A 12,678-nucleotide genomic window follows, 5' to 3' on the forward strand; every position below is an offset into this window, starting at 1 on the left:
TTGTACAGGTTCACCTACTTGGGGCATACCTTCTCCCGAAGTTACGGTATCAATTTGCCGAGTTCCTTCTCCTGAGTTCTCTCAAGCGCCTTAGAATACTCATCTCGCGCACCAGTGTCGGTTTGCGAAAACGGGTGGGGCAAAATTCAATAGTGATGGTCAGATATGCGAGAAAAGCAACATCCACCGCTGACTGTTGGTATCTGAATCGCCCCGGCTTTCCTGGAGGCCAGTTGATTTAAGTCAGGCTACCATCATGGCAGTCTGACTGGCGAGTTGCCGGTAGTAGTTTGCCTCAGCTTCTACGGGCGGGATGTACCCGATGGGTTCGAGCAGCCTGTTATGGTTGAACCACGCCACCCATTCCAGCGTGGCCAGTTCCACGGCCTCCTTGGTCTTCCAGGGGTGCGTCGATGTATCAGCTCGGTCTTGTAGAGCCCGTTGATTGTCTCGGCCAGCGAGTTGTCGTAGCTGTCGCCCTTGCTGCCCACCGAGGACTCGATGCCCGCCTCGGCCAGGCGTTCGCTGTACCGGATGCTGACGTATTGCGAGCCTCGATCCGAGTGATGGACCAGGCTGCTGCCCTGATCGGGTTGGCGCGCGTACAGCGCCTGCTCCAGCGCATCGAGCACGAAGTCCGTTCGCATCGAACTGCTTACGCGCCAGCCCACAATGCGCCGGGCGAAGACGTCGATGACGAAGGCCACGTACAGCCAGCCCTGCCAGGTCGAGACGTAGGTAAAGTCCGAGACCCACAGCTGATTGGGCCGATCCGCCTTGAACTGCCGATTAACCCTGTCCAGCGGGCAAGGTGCTTTGTTGTCGCTGATGGTGGTTCTCACGACCTTGCCGCGCATCACCCCGCGCAACCCCAGACGCCGCATCAGCCCCTCGACAGTGCAGCGGGCCACAGCCTGAGTCGAGCACCTGCCAGTGCGGTTGCCTGATGCAGCGCATCGGAGAAGACGTGGCCGAGGAGCTCGACTATGTGCCCGGTGTGTTCACAGTGGAGCGCCACGTTCGTGGCAAGTGGGCCTGCGCCAAGTGCGAGTCCATCGCCCAGGCTCCAGTTGCAGCGCATGTGATCGAGAAGGGCATCCCCGCCACGGGCCTGCTGGCCCAGGTGCTGGTCGCCAAGTACGCCGATCACCTGCCTCTGTACCGCCAGGAAACCATCTTTGCGCGCTCCGGTCTGGCCATTGCCCGTTCCACCCTGGCGCAATGGGTGGGCACCTGCGGCGTGCGGCTGCAACCGCTGGAGGATGCGCTCAAAGCCGAGATACTGGGCCAGCGCGTACTGCGCGCCGACGAGATGTCGGTGCAGATGCTCAAGCCCGGGAAGGGTGCGACCCACCGCGCCTACCTGTGGGCCTACCTGTGGGCCTACCTGTGGGCCTACCTGTGGGCCTACGCACCGGGTGCCTTCCAGGATATCAAGGCCGTTGTGTACGACTTCTGTGAGTCCAGGGCCGGTGAACATGCGCGCAACTTCCTGGGCGAGTGGCTGGGCGCGCTGATCTGCGACGACTTCGCTGGGTACAAAGCGGGGTTTGCGCAGGGCATCATGGAAGTCGGCTGCTTGGCGCACGCCCGCCGTAAATTCTTTGACCTGCATGCGGCGAACAAAAGCCAGATCGCAGGCTTCGCACTGGAGCAGCTCGCCAAGGGCTACGACATAGAGCGCGAGGTCAAAGACCTCAACGCCGATCAGCGCCAGGGCATCCGCCAGCAGCACACCAAGCCGGTGCTTGATGCGCTGCACGAATGGATGGCGCTGCAGCGGCAAAAGCTGCCGGACAGCTCAGCGACGGCCAGGACTTTGGATTACAGCCTGCGGCGCTGGACTGCGCTGACGCGCTTCGTCGATGACGGGCAATTGCCCGTGGACAACAACTGGATCGAGAACCAGATCCGGCCGATCGCCATTGGCAGGAGCAACTGGCTGTTCGCCGGCAGCTTGCGCGCGGGCCAGCGGGCGGCGGCGGTGATGAGCCTGGTACAGTCGGCCCGCATGAACGGGCATGACCCTATGCCTACCTCAAGGATGTGCTGACGCGGTTGCCCACGCAAAGGGCCAGCCGGGTGGAAGAATTGCTGCCGCATCGTTGGTAAGCTGCGAGCGCCTGATCGATAGCCGGCAGGCCGGCTGCGGCCAACATGGGATTGCCGCGTGCTTAGGTCGAAAGCAATGATTGGCATTAGAGTTTTTTCAATCTTCTAATGGCTTCATGCAAGGTTTCGTCTTTTTTGGCAAAGCAAAAGCGAACGACTCCTTGATTAAAACCATCGCCGTAGAAAGCAGACAAGGGAATGGCGGCAACCCCCACTTCACGCACTAGCCACTGGCAAAAGTCCGACTCATTTAGATCGCTCACGTTTGTCGTGTCTACGCATTGAAAATAGCTGCCTGTATTGGGAAGCAATTTCAAACGCGAGCCTTCCAGGCCTTCGCGGAACAGGTCGCGTTTAGCTTGATAGAAAGCCGGTAGCTGTAGATAAGGCGCAGGTTCTTTCAAATACTCGGCCAGTCCGTACTGCATGGGCGTGTTCACGGTAAACACATTGAACTGGTGTACCTTTCGGAATTCGGCAGTGAGGTATGCAGGTGCGGCCACGGTTCCAACCTTCCACCCCGTAACGTGGAAGGTTTTGCCAAAGCTCGATACAACGAAGGCCCGCGCCGCCAAGCCTGGGAAACGTGCGGTGCTCTGGTGTTCAGCACCATCGAAAACCATGTGTTCGTAAACTTCATCGCTGATCAGCAAGATGTTGGTGGGGGCCAGCAGTTCCTGCAGTGCGAGCATATCTTCAGCGCTCCAGACTGTAGCGCTAGGGTTGTGCGGACTGTTGATGATGAGGGCGCGGGTTCGTGGCGAGATTGCCCCGCCAATCAGAGAAAAGTCGGGGCGAAACGTTCCTGGGGTAAGGGGGACCCGCACAACAATGCCACCTGCCAGTTCGATGTTGGGGGCGTAGCTGTCATAACAAGGGTCGAGCACAATGACTTCGTCGCCCGCGTGCACGATGGCCAGAATGGCCGTGAGGATCGCTTGGGTAGCCCCTGACGTGATGGTAATTTCGGCGTTGGCGCAATATTTTCGACCATAGGTTGCTTCTATTTTTGAAGCAACAGCCTCGCGCAATGCTGGAATACCGGGCATGGGCGGGTACTGGTTGTGACCGGCCTTCATGGCCTGTGTCACCGCATCGACCAAGGCTGGATCACATTCAAAATCAGGAAATCCCTGGCCCAGATTCACCGCGTCATGTTCAGCGGCAAGTGCCGACATGACTGAAAAAATGGTAGTGCCGACCTGGGGTAGCTTGCTGGGAAATGTCGGTGTGAGTGGACTCGCGGCGGTGGAGGTCATGGGAAAAAGTACAAAAGATGCGAGGGATCGGTCGGTTACAACAGATGCTCAGAGTTCGTAATCATTGACATGCCCTGCCATGGCGCGGGCTATGAGTTCGCGGCTCAGGCGGTCGCTCAGCAGTTCGGCGAATTTGTAGACAAAGTTACGCAAGTAGGCTCCGCGCTTGAAGGCCACCCGTGCGACGCTCTGCCCGAAAAGATGACCCACGGGTTGCACAACCAAGTCACCCAAAGGATCTTCGCGCATAGCCATTTCAGCCACGATGCCGATGCCCAAGCCCAAGCGCACATAAGTCTTGATCACGTCGGAGTCGATGGCTTCGAGTGCAATGCGCGGTTGAAGTCGCCTCGTTGCAAAGGCCTGGTCAATCTTGCCGCGCCCTGTAAAGGTTGGGTGGTAGGTAATGAGAGGTTCGTGGGCGATATCATCCAGTCCAATGCGCTCTTTCTGGGTCAGCGGATGACCCGGAGGCAGCACCAACACATGTTCCCATTCATAGCAGGGCAGGGTCACCAGCTCGGGGTAGTCGGCCAGCGACTCGGTAGCCATGCCAATTTCCGCCACTTCATCAATCACCATGCGTGCGACCTGATCGGGCGTGGTCTGGTGCAGGCTGATGTTGACTTTCGGGTATGCCTCGCGGAGTCGCGCCACGGGGACCGGCAATACATAGCGCGCCTGAGTATGGGTGGTGGCGATCGACAGGGTTCCACTGTCCTGCGCACTGAACTGTTCTCCAATGCGCTTGAGATTGCCTACCTCGCGCATGATGACCTCAATGCTCTTGAGTACGTGCTGGCCGGGTTCTGTGATGCGTTTGAGTCGCTTTCCGTGGCGCGCGAAAATGTCAATTCCGAGTTCTTCTTCCAGCTCGATGATTGCCTTGGATACGCCGGGCTGCGAGGTGTGCAGGGCTTTGGCCGCCTCGGTCAGATTAAGGTTGCGGCGGGCTGCCTCTTGAACAAATCGGAATTGGTGCAAATTCATATCTAATGACGCCTAAAAATTCGCATCATTATGTTTTATTTGTCTAAGAGTTGAAGTCGGTCGTGGAGAAGTCACAGGCTATTTCGGCCATCAGTGTCGTCATGCGGTTGTCCTCTCCAATGGCCGCCTGCACGCTGAATTTCACCGATGGGTGAAGTGAGCGGAGTTGCTCCACCAACAAGGGCAGGTCTTCACGCGCATGTTTTCCGGTACCAAGAAACATTGGCACGACCACCATGTGGGTTGCGCCCCGTTGAGCGAGAGCCTCTGCTGCCTGGGCCAATGTCGGTTCGCACAGCTCAAGATAGGCACATTGCACCAACCTATCTGGATGGTGCAAGGCAATGCGTGAGGCAACTGCTTCTATGGGCGCGCGCCAAAGAGGGTCGCGTGAGCCATGGGAAAAGAGCACGATGGCAGGAAGTGTGTGGGGCATACGCAAAAGGGGTAATAGTGGGCTTAGCGTCGCAAGACCAGCCAACCAAAGGCTGCGAGCGACAAGAGGGAGTAAATCAATCCAGGAGCCGCAGCAGTGAGCCAGGGTGACCAATTCTGCAAATTACCGGCGTAGCCGAACACATTGTTCAGTAAAAAGAAGCTGATGCCTGCCATCACGCCGCCAAATACATAACCTGCAATTCCGCCTGCACGAAAGTGCAAGTATGCAAACGGCAATGCCAAAACCACCATTACCAAGCAACTCAGGGGGTAAAAAACCTTGCGCCAAAACTCAATTTCATACCGTTGGGCGGACTGGCCGTTGGCATCAAGATGGCGGATGTACTGGAAGAGGTCGACCGTTGCCATACGGTCAGGCTTGAGCAGTGAGGCCGCCACCATGTCGGCACTGATGCGGGTCGGCCATTGCAGTGCGGGAGTTTGCAGCTGTTCGACCCGGACTTCCTCGCTGTCTAGTTGAAGAAAGCTGCTGCGCCTTACTTGGAGTAGCTCCCACATCCCAGGGGAAGCGAATCGCCCCGACACCGCATGGGTCTGTGAGGTCAGTTGCCCTTTTTCATCAAATTCGAAAATGCGCACGCCCAACATGCCGCCTTCGGGGGTTAATGCGCGCACGTTCACTGCAAAGGAATGGTCTTGCTGGCGCTCTTTGAGCCAAGCGCCGGTGGCACCAGAGGTCAACCGTCCAAGGTGGCGCACCTTGATGAGCTGCGCCGCTCGTTCCGACAGTGGGGTAATGTAGTCGCCCACGGCAAAGGTCAGTAGTACAAAGAACCCACCAAGAGTCAGCAAGGTGCGCAATGCCTGCCAAGGGCCCAGGCCGCTGGTACGCATGATGGTGAATTCGGAGCTTTGGGCCAGCCGCGCCATGACGAAAATGGTGCCGATGAGCACTGTGATCGGGAGCAATTCGTAAAGATGATTGGGAATGCTCAGCGACACAAAAAGTAACGCGTGGGAGAGTTGGTAGCCGTCAGGCCCCGTCCGGCCAACCCAACGCAACTCGTCGATCAGATCGAAGAAAAAAAACAGCGCAAGGAACCCCAGCGTCACAAATCCCACAGCAAGGAGTGCTTCTCGGTGAATGAAGCGGCGAAGTACTCTCATGCGGGACTCCGGGTTTTGCGCAGACGCCGGAGCGTCCAGTGATTGTGTCGCGCAGCCAGGATGGCCAGCGCGAGTACTGCCGTGCCACCATGAAGGAGAATCATGAAGGTTGGCAATCCCAGCTTTCCTGCTCCAACCCAGCTCTGCCCAAGCGTCATGAGGTTGTAGTACACAACGAAAGATAACAGTGCAAACATCATGCCGCCGCTGCGACCGGCGCGTGGGTTCACGCTGGCCAGAGCCAAGCCCAGAATGACAAAGTTGACGGCCGCCACTGCCAGTCCAAGTCTCCAGCCCAGTTCTGCCTGGTATGCGGGTATGGTCGATTGCAAGAACAGCTCATGGGTAGCGCGGGTCTTGACAGCCAGTTGATCTGTACCTGTGCCGGATGCCGAACCGATGCGGGTGCCGTATTCCGAAAACTCACTCAGTTTCAGGCCTGGCTGGTCCGTAGTGGACTCCAGTCGCTGCCCCTGACTAAGCAATGCGAAGCGTTCGCCTGCACGTATTTCCAGGCGAGCACTGCGAGCTGACGTTACCGATTCTTTGGCGCCGCTGCTGGCCGCAATGAAAATGTTGTTTCCCGCCTGGGTGTCCGGGCTGTCCTTGTCGATAAAAAACACCCGGCTACCGTTGGCTGACTCCTGAAATTCGCCAGGCGCAATGCGGTCGATGTCGCTGCGTTGTTCATAGCGCGTCTTGAGCTCCTGAATCTGGGCATTAGCCCACGGCCATACCCCAAGGGACAGGATGGCAATGACTGCCATCACGGGCCATGCAAAGCGCAGCAATGGGCGCAGCAGGCTCATGAGTCCCTGGCCACTTGAGAACCAGATCACCATTTCGCTGTCCCTGTACATGCGTGACAGGACTCCCACCACAGCGACAAAAAGACTCAGGCTGAGGATGATTGGGAGTTGCCCCAGCACCGTGAAGCCCATGACCAACATGACGTCGGAAGGGTTGACACTGCCGCGCGACGCCTGACCGAGGGTTCGGATCAGCATCATGGTCATGACTACCGTGACGAGCACCACGAGCGTGGCGCCAAAGCTCCGCGCCAGCTCTCTGCGAATGGATGAATCGAATAACATTGGCTCGAAGGAAAACACCGATTATGAACTTTGATCTGAAGACGCTGGAGTTGACGGCTGCTGCTACCGAAAAATGCGATCTACTTGTCGTGTTGGTACCCGAGGGCTTCAGGCCGGGGCAGGACGCCTTGTCGGTGCTTGCTGCCCATGCACTCAAATGTGGCGATCTGAAGGCCAAGGCCGGCACACACCTCCAACTCTATCTGGCACCCGCTGTCAGCGCACGTCGCGTTGTGCTGTTGGGCGCAGGCAACGGCTCGGCCCGCGCCATTCGCCAGGCCTTACAAGCCATTGCGACAACTTTCAAGCTGCCTCAGGTCAAGCGAGCGGTAGTGTGTTTTGCTGGCGAAGCCCAGCCAGATGGCGTAAGTGCTGCAGTGCAGGCAGTTGCGGATGCCAGTTATGTTTATGCCACCACCAAGCCCAAGGCCGAAGCGCGCACCCTGAATCGGGTGGTGATCGGCGTCGTTCATGCACAACCGGTTCGCGAGGCATTTGCGCACGGGGTGGGTCTTGTGGCGGGGGTGGAGTTTGCCCGCGAATGGGGAAACCGTCCGGCAAATTACGCAACGCCGAGTCTTTTGGCAGATGCCGCCAAGTCCCTTGGCAGCCAGCCCCGCATCCAGTGCAAGGTGCACGGCCCTGCCGAAGTTGCCCGACTTGGCATGGGGGCATTCATGGCCGTTGCACGAGGCTCCGAGGAGCCGTTGCGGCTGATCGAACTTCGTTACAGTGGTGCGAGCAAGTCCGATGCCCCGGTGGTGCTCGTGGGCAAAGGCATCACTTTTGACACCGGCGGCATCTCCATCAAGCCTGCCGCCGAGATGGACGAAATGAAATTCGACATGTGCGGCGCGGCGAGTGTGCTGGGTGTATTTCGCGCTCTTGGAGAATTGCAGCCCGCAATCAATGTGGTGGGCCTCATTCCTGCGTGCGAGAACATGCCGGACGGTCGGGCGGTGAAGCCCGGTGATGTGGTTACCAGCATGAGCGGTCAGACGATCGAGGTATTGAACACAGACGCGGAAGGTCGGTTGGTACTTTGTGACGTGTTGACCTATGCCGCGCGCTTCAAGCCGGCAGCGGTGGTGGACATCGCCACCTTGACCGGTGCCTGTGTGATTGCTTTGGGAGCTGTGCGCAGCGGACTCTTTGCAAACAACGATGTACTGGCTGCGGCCTTGTCTGCGGCTGGGGATGAGGCGCAAGATCTTTGCTGGCGCATGCCGTTGGACGAAGACTACGCGGAAGGGTTGAAGAGCAATTTTGCCGACATGGGCAATGTGGCGGGACGAGCAGGCGGTTCCATCACGGCGGCCAAGTTTTTGCAGCGATTCGTGGGCGAGTTTCCATGGGCGCACTTGGATATTGCCGGCACTGCGTGGAAAAGTGGTGCCGGCAAGGGGTCCACCGGCCGACCTGTTGGCTTGCTGGTGCATTACCTGCTGGGCCATGCGCAGCAGCGCTCCGCAACGGGCACGGTCAAGGCTGTTAAGCCCGCTCTACCTTCCCGGCGCAAGGTCCAATCGAAGCCTGCTTGAGAGCGTCATGACGGAAATCGCTTTCCACTTCAATGCGCCAGACAAAATGGCCTACGCATGCCGGTTTGCCCGCAAGGCACTGCGCAGTGGCGTACAGCTCATGATCACAGGTTCAGCACAAACGCTGGCTGAACTCGACGACATGCTCTGGAACATGACGCCCCAGGATTACGTGGCCCATTGCCGCATCGACGCAGGGGAAGAGCTTTTGCGGTTCTCCCCCGTGGTGCTTGCCGTGGATGTGCAGCAGGGGCCACATCACGAGATGTTGCTGAATCTGGGGGGCGTCGTGCCGCCCGGATTTGGTAGTTTTGAGCGTCTGGTAGAGGTGGTCAGTGCCACCGATGAGGTGGACCGCGGTGAAGCGCGTGCGCGTTGGCGCCACTATGCGTCACAGGGCTATGCAATCACACGCCATGATCTCGTGTTGAAGGTCGACTGATGCCTCACCCTCCCAAGCCGCTTCCTCGTTTTGTACCGACTCTCACCGAAGTGGTGCAGGGGCCAGATGTACTCCCCGTTTCAGTGCCAGTGGCGCAAGCTGCCACGTCGACCAAGGTGCTTGCCCCTTCCATTTCACCGTCCGCGCCATCCATCCAGGCAAGGGTTGCAGTTCCCGTCGTGCCGGTGCGATCTCCGACCAACGAGCTGGCGGACGTCGCCAGCGCTCAGCACGTCCCGGCGCCCGCCGCGCGCCGCCCCTTGCCGCCGGGCATGGAGGAGTACATGGTGCACCGGGTGATGCAGCGTGTGGATGTGGTGCTCGACCAAAGGTTGCGCGAGGCGATTGCACTGGTAGTGCAGGAGCAGACCCGGTCCGTACTGCCCCGTTTGCGGGAAGAAATCGAATCGGTGGTGCGGCATGCGGTTTATGAGGCGGTGGCTGACGAGCTGGCTAGCGGCAATCCGTCGTAGTCCATTGGATGACAGGGTATATCCCTGTGGTTTCACTCGCATTTAGGCGTGTTCCCTAATGATCTGGCCCGTAAATTGCGATATGTTCGCCTGCGTTGAGACACAAGAACAATTCTCAGCGTTTATCTTTACTGGAGATTGATATGCAATTGAAGTTGAAACTGACCGTGGTTGCTGCTATCGCAGCTGTTGCTGGTATGGCCTCTGCACAAGAGCAAGTGGTCAAAATCGGCCACGTGGCTCCGGTATCCGGCGCCCAAGCCCACTACGGCAAGGACAACGAAAATGGCGCGCGCATGGCCATTGAAGAGTTGAACGCTCAGGGCGTCACCATCGGTGGCAAGAAGATCAAGTTCGAGTTGCAGGCGGAAGACGATGCAGCAGATCCCAAGCAGGGCACGGCTGCTGCACAAAAACTGTGCGATGCCAAAGTGGCTGGCGTCGTGGGTCACCTGAACTCCGGTACGACCATTCCTGCGTCCAAGGTCTATAACGACTGCGGCATTCCTCACGTTACGGGTGCGGCCACCAACCCCAACCTGACGAAGCCTGGATACAAGACCACCTTCCGCATCATTGCCAACGACAACGCCTTGGGCGCAGGCTTGGCGTTCTATGCCGCTGACACCCTGAAGCTCAAGACGGTCGCTATCGTTGACGATCGCACGGCCTATGGCCAGGGTGTGGCCAACGTGTTCAAGAAGGTTGCCGCCGAAAAGGGCATGAAGGTTGTGGACGAGCAGTTCACTACCGACAAGGCCACCGACTTCATGGCCATCCTGACGGCTATCAAGTCCAAGAACCCTGATGCCATCTTCTTCGGTGGCATGGATCCCCAAGGCGGTCCGATGCTGCGCCAGATGGAGCAGCTGGGCATGGGCAACGTGAAGTATTTTGGTGGTGACGGCATCTGCACCGCCGAAATCGCCAAGCTGGCTGCCGGCGCCAAGACCCTGTCCAACGTGGTGTGCGCTGAAGGTGGTGCGTCGCTCGACAAGATGCCCGGCGGCAAGGCGTGGAAAGCCAAGTACGACGCCAAGTACCCAGGTCAGTTCCAGGTCTACAGCCCCTACACCTACGACGCTACTCACCTGATTGTCGACGCCATGAAACGCGCCAATTCCGTGGACCCCAAGGTCTATACCCCCGAATTGCTGAAATCGCAGTTCAAGGGCGTGACCTCGACGATCTCCTTTGAGCCTAACGGAGAAATGAAGAACCCAGCCATCACCTTGTATGTCTACAAGGATGGAAAAAAGACCCCTCTGAACTAAATCGAGAGAGTCGGCGGGCAGCAGCTCTGGATGCTGCCCAACAAAAAGGCTTCCCTCGGGAAGCCTTTTTGTTTGGGCGCTTTAGTAACGCAGGGGAAGCGACCAAGCCTCAACGTCGCACTTGCAGCGCACCGGGATTGGCGATATTGGTGGGCGTCCCCTTGATGAAGTTCACCACGTTATCAAAGGCAGCACCGAAATACAGTTCGTAGCTGTCCTGCTCGACATACCCGATGTGGGGCGTACAGATGCAGTTCTCCAGGCGCAGCAGGGCATGGCCTTGCAGGATGGGTTCACTTTCAAAAACATCCACGGCAGCCAGGCCGGGGCGGCCGCGGTTCAGGGCTGCAATCAGTGCATCGGGCTCAATCAGTTCAGCCCGCGAGGTGTTGACCAGCAGCGCGGTGGGCTTCATGCACGAAAGGTCTTCCAGTGAAATGATGCCGCGGGTTTCGTCATTGAGCCGCAGGTGCAGGGACAGCACATCGCATTGCGAGAAAAACTCTTCCCGATTGGTGGCCGCCTGGTAACCATCGGTCAGGGCTTGGGCGCGGGACGCTTCGCGACCCCAAACGCGCACGTTCATGCCAAACGCGCGGCCATAACCTGCCACCAGTTGACCAATACGGCCATAACCCCAGATTCCCAGCGTTTTTCCGCGCAACACGCTGCCGATGCAGAAGTTGGGAGGCATGGAGGCCGCCTTGAGCCCGGACTGCTGCCACGCGCCGTGTTTGAGGTTGGCAATGTACTGCGGTAACCGTCGCGTGGCCGCCATCACCAGCGCCCAGGTGAGTTCCGCCGGCGCCACAGGCGATCCAACCCCCTCTGCCACCGCAATGCCCCGTTCGGTGCAGGCTGCCACATCGATATGGCTACCTATCTTGCCAGTTTGGGCAATCAGCTTCAGTCGTGGCAGTTTCTCGACCAGCTGGCGCGTGATCTGGGTGCGTTCACGCACAAGCACGATGATGTCGGCATCCTTCAGGCGCACGGCCAACTGTCCTTGACCTTTCACCGTGTTGGTGTAAACCTTCGCAGAATAGGGATCAAGCCGACTTGCGCAGTGGAGTTTGCGCACCGCATCCTGATAGTCATCCAGTATCACAATGTTCATCTCGACATTGTGCCTTGGCGTGGACTGGTCGACGCCTGCTCAGGCCAGAAGGCCGCTATCAGAATGCAACGTTTTGTGGCGCTCGCAGTTTCGGATATACGGACACCGGTATCAGTGATGACATGGATCGCCCGCCGCCATGCGCTCCAGTTCGGCGCAGACGTCGGCCATGCGGCCCGCGATGATCATGCGCCCGACCTCTGAGCGGGCTGCTGGGTGCAGCACGCGTACTGGGCGTCGAGCGTTTCGGTGACTGGATGCACCAGGCGCGAAAGTGCCCGACGTCGCACTTTGTACGCGATGTGTGATGTGGCTGCGCGGTACAGACATGCCGACGCTTGCCAGGTGTCGCAACGGAGGTTTCGACTGCCCGGCAAAATCCGAGACCGCGCCCGGTGAGGGGCCGTGGCTGCAGCCGCTGGCAGTGTGCGCTGAAGGTGCCGCAGCACTGCCTGAAAGCGCGCCACGGCTCGGGTGAAGCCAGTGTGCGAGTGCAGAAAACGATTGAGAAAGCGCAGAGAAAGTGGAGAAGGCAAGGCGCATGTGAAAACTCCGTCAATCAGAGGTTGAGCACAGGCAGGATTGCAAAATGGTGCGCGCTTGTATCTTCCTTTCGACCATCGCGGTAAAGTTTGACGGCCTTTAAGGCAGCCAGACCGGTCCGTGCAGTTTGGTAGCGACTTGGGTTTTCAAGCCCGTCCCTGAGTACAGAACGCACGGCCACCGCGCTGGTCTTCATTGAGCCCGAACGGTTACGCGCGCCACCGTTGAGCGCGCATGTACAAGCATGGGAGTTGAAGATCATGTCTG

Annotated in this window: 12 protein-coding genes and 2 pseudogenes; 6 read left to right on the forward strand and 8 right to left on the reverse strand. The window is 58.5% G+C overall.

Going from position 1 to position 12,678, the window contains the following annotated elements:
• Nucleotides 1-243: 243 nt before the first annotated feature.
• Nucleotides 244-911 (reverse strand): annotated as a pseudogene (locus DTW89_RS16625) (IS3 family transposase); the annotation flags it as partial.
• On the opposite strand from DTW89_RS16625, the pseudogene tnpC reads away from it, so the two are divergent.
• Nucleotides 851-2,112 (forward strand): annotated as a pseudogene (tnpC, locus tag DTW89_RS16630) (IS66 family transposase); the annotation flags it as partial. The pseudogenes DTW89_RS16625 and tnpC overlap by 61 nt on opposite strands.
• An 86-nt stretch (nt 2,113-2,198) precedes the next feature.
• Here tnpC and DTW89_RS16635 read toward each other — a convergent pair.
• From DTW89_RS16635 to lptF, 5 genes are read right to left on the reverse strand one after another with little or no spacing between them, the layout of a single operon-like run.
• Nucleotides 2,199-3,371, reverse strand: coding sequence for a pyridoxal phosphate-dependent aminotransferase (locus DTW89_RS16635; protein ID WP_114656739.1), 1,173 nt, complete (start codon nt 3,369-3,371; stop codon nt 2,199-2,201).
• Nucleotides 3,372-3,419: 48 nt separating this feature from the next.
• A complete protein-coding gene (locus DTW89_RS16640) occupies nt 3,420-4,361 on the reverse strand; it encodes a CysB family HTH-type transcriptional regulator (RefSeq protein WP_114656740.1) in 942 nt (313 codons plus the stop codon).
• A 43-nt stretch (nt 4,362-4,404) separates the two neighbouring features.
• The gene (locus DTW89_RS16645; RefSeq protein ID WP_024815217.1) at nt 4,405-4,797 is read right to left on the reverse strand and encodes a sirohydrochlorin chelatase; all 393 of its coding nucleotides are present in this window, start codon (nt 4,795-4,797) and stop codon (nt 4,405-4,407) included.
• 23 nt (nt 4,798-4,820) lie between these two features.
• Nucleotides 4,821-5,927 carry an LPS export ABC transporter permease LptG gene (gene lptG / locus DTW89_RS16650; RefSeq protein ID WP_111867294.1) on the reverse strand — a complete coding sequence of 369 codons (1,107 nt, stop codon included), beginning with the start codon at nt 5,925-5,927 and terminating at the stop codon, nt 4,821-4,823.
• A complete protein-coding gene (gene lptF / locus DTW89_RS16655) occupies nt 5,924-7,021 on the reverse strand; it encodes an LPS export ABC transporter permease LptF (protein WP_024815215.1) in 1,098 nt (365 codons plus the stop codon). The genes lptG and lptF overlap by 4 nt, the downstream gene beginning before the upstream one ends.
• A gap of 23 nt (nt 7,022-7,044) precedes the next feature.
• On the opposite strand from lptF, the gene DTW89_RS16660 reads away from it, so the two are divergent.
• The 4 genes from DTW89_RS16660 (at nt 7,045) to DTW89_RS16675 (ending at nt 10,751) form a co-directional block, all read left to right on the forward strand.
• Nucleotides 7,045-8,562: a leucyl aminopeptidase gene (locus tag DTW89_RS16660; protein WP_114656741.1), complete on the forward strand. Its 1,518-nt coding sequence runs from the start codon at nt 7,045-7,047 to the stop codon at nt 8,560-8,562.
• A gap of 7 nt (nt 8,563-8,569) precedes the next feature.
• A complete protein-coding gene (locus DTW89_RS16665; RefSeq protein WP_114656742.1) occupies nt 8,570-9,004 on the forward strand; it encodes a DNA polymerase III subunit chi in 435 nt (144 codons plus the stop codon).
• Nucleotides 9,004-9,477 (forward strand): hypothetical protein, encoded by a 474-nt coding sequence (locus DTW89_RS19805; RefSeq protein WP_114656743.1) that lies wholly within the window; start codon nt 9,004-9,006, stop codon nt 9,475-9,477. The genes DTW89_RS16665 and DTW89_RS19805 overlap by 1 nt, the downstream gene beginning before the upstream one ends.
• Before the next feature lie 143 nt (nt 9,478-9,620).
• Nucleotides 9,621-10,751 (forward strand): branched-chain amino acid ABC transporter substrate-binding protein, encoded by a 1,131-nt coding sequence (locus DTW89_RS16675; RefSeq protein ID WP_114656744.1) that lies wholly within the window; start codon nt 9,621-9,623, stop codon nt 10,749-10,751.
• A 109-nt stretch (nt 10,752-10,860) separates the two neighbouring features.
• Here the strand turns inward: DTW89_RS16675 and DTW89_RS16680 are convergent, their stop codons facing one another.
• Nucleotides 10,861-11,868: a D-2-hydroxyacid dehydrogenase family protein gene (locus tag DTW89_RS16680; protein WP_024815211.1), complete on the reverse strand. Its 1,008-nt coding sequence runs from the start codon at nt 11,866-11,868 to the stop codon at nt 10,861-10,863.
• Between DTW89_RS16680 and DTW89_RS19565 the strand changes: the two genes are divergently transcribed.
• Nucleotides 11,818-12,072, forward strand: a complete 255-nt coding sequence (locus DTW89_RS19565) for a hypothetical protein (protein ID WP_201741030.1) — start codon at nt 11,818-11,820, stop codon at nt 12,070-12,072. The two genes, DTW89_RS16680 and DTW89_RS19565, sit on opposite strands and share 51 nt — an antisense overlap.
• Before the next feature lie 355 nt (nt 12,073-12,427).
• Here DTW89_RS19565 and DTW89_RS19810 read toward each other — a convergent pair.
• A partial coding sequence (locus tag DTW89_RS19810; protein WP_236637182.1) for a hypothetical protein occupies nt 12,428-12,678 on the reverse strand: 251 nt, incomplete at its 5' end.

The organism is Acidovorax sp. BoFeN1, assembly GCF_003345135.1.
Taxonomy (GTDB): Bacteria; Pseudomonadota; Gammaproteobacteria; order Burkholderiales; family Burkholderiaceae_C; genus Acidovorax; species Acidovorax defluvii.